The 3,973-nt window shown below is 63.4% G+C and carries 4 protein-coding genes; 3 read left to right on the forward strand and 1 reads right to left on the reverse strand.

The window, feature by feature from the left end:
* The 3 genes from AC2VNK_RS03005 to AC2VNK_RS03015 all read left to right on the forward strand — a co-directional run.
* A partial coding sequence (locus tag AC2VNK_RS03005; RefSeq protein ID WP_486882748.1) for a xanthine dehydrogenase family protein molybdopterin-binding subunit occupies window positions 1–2,048 on the forward strand: 2,048 nt, incomplete at its 5' end.
* Window positions 2,048–3,097 carry an FAD binding domain-containing protein gene (locus AC2VNK_RS03010; RefSeq protein ID WP_486882749.1) on the forward strand — a complete coding sequence of 350 codons (1,050 nt, stop codon included), beginning with the start codon at window positions 2,048–2,050 and terminating at the stop codon, window positions 3,095–3,097. The genes AC2VNK_RS03005 and AC2VNK_RS03010, both read left to right, overlap by 1 nt.
* A 309-nt stretch (window positions 3,098–3,406) precedes the next feature.
* Window positions 3,407–3,610, forward strand: coding sequence for a cold-shock protein (locus tag AC2VNK_RS03015; protein WP_291525507.1), 204 nt, complete (start codon window positions 3,407–3,409; stop codon window positions 3,608–3,610).
* Between the two features lie 66 nt (window positions 3,611–3,676).
* On the opposite strand, the gene AC2VNK_RS03020 is transcribed toward AC2VNK_RS03015, so the two are convergent.
* Window positions 3,677–3,829, reverse strand: coding sequence for a hypothetical protein (locus AC2VNK_RS03020; protein WP_486882750.1), 153 nt, complete (start codon window positions 3,827–3,829; stop codon window positions 3,677–3,679).
* Between the last annotated feature and the right edge of the window lie 144 nt (window positions 3,830–3,973).

Genomic DNA, 3,973 nt, shown 5'->3' on the forward strand with positions numbered 1-3,973 from the left:
GGGTACATGCGGTACTGAGCGTGGTGGGGCCGGCGACCGATGGCCGCCCCGCAGTGCTGCGCTATGTCGGCCAACCCGTCGCCGCTCTGGCGGCGGAGACACCGGCACTAGCGGAAGCGGCACTGCGCCTGATTCGGGTGGAGTACGAGCCCTTGCCTTTCGTCGTGGACTTCGAAGGGGCCAGACAGGCGGATGCCGCCGTTGTTTACTCGGATGGCGGACTGGAGGATATGCCCTCGGCCGGACTGCCCGCCGCGGCCGGTGATCTTCCTGTCACCGGCAATATCCGGGGGCCGGAGAGCCGGGGCAGCCGCGGCGACATCGATGCCGGCTTCGCGGCCGCCGAGGTTGTGGTAGAGGGGACCTATCATACCCAAGTGCAGACCCATTGCTGCCTGGAGCCCCATGCCGTCGTCGCGGCCTGGCATGAGGGCGGTCTCGACGTCTGGATGTCCACCCAGTTCACCGCCGGGGTGCGCGCGCAGTTGGCCCGCCATTTCCAGTTGCCCCTTTCCCGCGTGCGGGTACGGGCCGAGGCCGTTGGCGGGGGGTTCGGCTCCAAGTCGCAGATTGGACTTTACGGGCGCACGGCGGTAGCCCTTTCCCGGCTGGCGGGGGCGCCGGTGCGTCTGGTCCATCGCCGTGACGAGGAACACATGGACACTGGCAACCGCCCTTCCAGCGAACAGCATCTGCGCATCGGGGCCCGGCGGGATGGCACCCTGACGGCGCTTTCCCTGCATTCCTACGGCAACGCCGGTGTCGCCTTCGGCGCCGGTGTGGGCAATGTGGCCACCGCCCTGTATCACTGCCCCCATGTGGAATCCCTGCAGTACGACGTTTTCACCCATACCGGCCCTAGTTGCGCTATGCGCGGCCCCGGCAACACCCAGGGTGCCTTTGCCCTAGAACAGTGTGTTGATGAACTGGCGGAGAAACTCGCGATGGACCCTGTCGCCCTGCGGGATATCATCGACCCCAGCCTCGTGCGCCGCGAGGAACGCCGTATCGGCGCCGAAAAAATCGGCTGGACGCGGCGCGGGACGCCAGGGGCGGATCAGGGGCCGGTCAAGCGTGGCATCGGCATGGCGCAATCCCTGTGGTCCGCCAATGTTCAGACCAACGCCGCCTGCGAATTGCGCCTGTGGCGGGACGGCCGCGTCGAAGTGCTTTCCAGCGTGCAGGACATCGGCACCGGAGCCGGTACGGTCCTGTCCCAGGTGGTGGCCGAAGAACTGGGTCTGCAGCCGGAAGATATCCAGGTGCGCATGGGGGATACCGAATTTCCCTCGGGACCACCGTCCTACGGCAGTCGTACCACCGCCTCCATCACCCCCCCTGCCCGCACCGCCGCCTGGCGGATCAAAGAGGCCCTTTTCCGCTCCGTCGCCTCGACCTGGCGGGTGGACCCGCAACGGTTGACCGTGCAGGACGGCTGGATCCATTTGCGCGATGCGCCGCAGCAGCGCCTTTCCTGGCGGGAGGCCGCCGCCGCCCTGCGCACCGACCGCATCAGCGCCTTTGCCGGGCGGAGCGATGACTATCCCGGTTTCCGCAGCCTTTCGGGCGATGGGGCCATGGCGCTGAACGACCTGGGTGGGGTCCAGTTCGCCGCAGTGGCCGTCGATACGGAGACCGGCGTCATCCGCGTGGAACGGGTGGTGGCGGTTCACGACTGTGGCCGTCCCATCAACCCTCTGCAGATTGAAAGCCAGGTGCAAGGAGGTGTGCTCATGGGCGTTGCTTATGCGCTGCTGGAGGAACGGGTCCTGGATATCCACACCGGTTGGATGCTCAATCCCAATCTGGTCGATTATAAATTGACGGGAGCGGGGGACACCCCCCGGATCGAGGTGGCGCTGCTGGAGAACTACCAGGGCTTTAGCGCTACCGATGCCTACGGCGTTGCCGAACCGGCCAACATTGCCACCGCCGCCGCCATCGCCAACGCCGTCCACAACGCCATCGGCGTGCGCTTGCGCTCCTTGCCCATGACGCCCGCAAAGGTACTCCATGCCCTCGGTGCCGTAGGCGGAGAGCCGCGCTGATGGAAGCCTTCCAATGGCAACAGGCCCGGTCGCCGGAGGAAGCCGCCACCCTCGTTACCCAGACCACGGCCGAAGCGATGCTCACGCTGCAAGGCACGCCGAGCGCACAACAAGCTGTTCTGGTGAAAGCCGGCGGGGTGGACCTGCTGGATCTCATGAAGGAAGGCCTGGTCAACCCCAGGTGCCTGATGGACATCAGCCAGTTGGCGGAACTGCAGAGCATCTCCCACGGAGACGACGGCAGCTTGCGCATCGGCGCCCTGACAACCCTGGCCCAGATCGCCACACACCCTGGTCTCCGGCAGAGCCATGCCGCGTTGGCACAGGCGGCCGCCATGGCAGCCAGCCCGCAAATCCGCAACCGCGCCACCCTGGGCGGAAATCTACTGCAACGACCGCGCTGCTGGTACCTGCGCTCCACCGCCCATCACTGCCTGCGCAAGGGCGGCGGACACTGCTTCGCCTTTGCGGGCGACAATCGCTACCACGCCGTTTTTGGCAACCACGGCTGCGCCATTGTCCATCCCTCTACCCCAGCCACCGCGCTCCTGGCTTTTCACGCGCAGGTGGAACTTCTCCAGCCCCAGGGCCAGCGACGTATGCTTCCTTTGGAGGATTTTTTCGTTTTGCCGGAAACGGATATGCACCGGGAAAACATTCTTGCGGCCGAAGAAATCCTGACGGCGGTATGGCTGCCGCCCCAGACACAGACCAATCGCTCCATTTATCTCCAAGTTGCTGAACGGGAAGCCTTCGATTGGCCCCTTGCGGCCGTGGCAGTGGTGCTGGATATCGACGCGGCCGATCTTTGCCGGCAGGCGAGTATTGTGCTCGGCGCAGCGGCGCCGGCTCCGTGGCGGGTGCGACAGGCCGAAGCCTTGCTGACGGGGGTGAAGATCAGCGGGAAAACGGCGGAAGCAGCGGGAGAGGCGGCGCTGGCGGGGGCAATATCCTTAACGCAGAATGCCTACAAATTACCCTTGCTCGCAACGCTGGTGCGCCGCGCTGTACTGGTGGGTGCCGCCACCTTGCCGCAGGATCAATTCTGAAATTGGCGTAGAGTCGCTGCCGTAACCTCGAAGAGCGACCTTTCAATTATTATGTTTGTAACATTCCCACAGGGCGCCCTGCAGAAGACTTCAGGCCGCGCATCGTGCCGCAGCATTCAGATTCTTGTACCGATGAGGGTATGCCGGAGATATAACGGTTATCTCCGAGTTTCATACCGCTGAAGACGGCATAGATTTCTCACACCCGGCATCTGTAACGCCCATTTTGATTGCGTTTAAGTCGATGTCAGCATAAGATTTTTACAAGGCAAATTGCCTTATCTAAAAATGCATGGAAGGGAATCAGTCATGGCAACAGGTACGGTAAAGTGGTTCAACGATAGCAAAGGGTTTGGCTTCATCACGCCGGATGATGGTAAGGAGGACGTGTTTGTGCATCACTCCGCTATTCAGGGTAGCGGTTTCAAGTCGCTGGCGGAAGGTCAGAAGGTTTCATTCACTACCACGCGCGGTCCCAAGGGCCTGCAGGCTGAAGACGTTCGCCCAGCCTAACGTGTTGGTCTAACCCTGAAGTCTGGGGGGAGGCACCCTGCCTCAGGCGGGCCTGACGCAGCGGGTTCACAGTTCAAGATCACACAAATCCAGCAGCGGCTGGTAGTCGTGAGCCTCTGCGGCACAAAGCGCCGCAATATCGGCGCGCCTGGCGCTGCTGGGCATCCACCCAGCGGGGGAGTGGTCGACTTCCGTACTCGCGGTTACGCCACGCTCCACGAACTGCCCCCCTGAACACTCCTTTTTACCGCCCACTTCATTCTGTGCCTTGGCATAACGCAGCTCGGCTGCGGGGAATCACACCTTTCCCGGATTACAGAGGTTCCCCGACCATCCCACCCACCTCACCCCACACCGTTACGC

It is taken from the genome of Acidithiobacillus sp. TH-A35 (assembly GCF_057473505.1).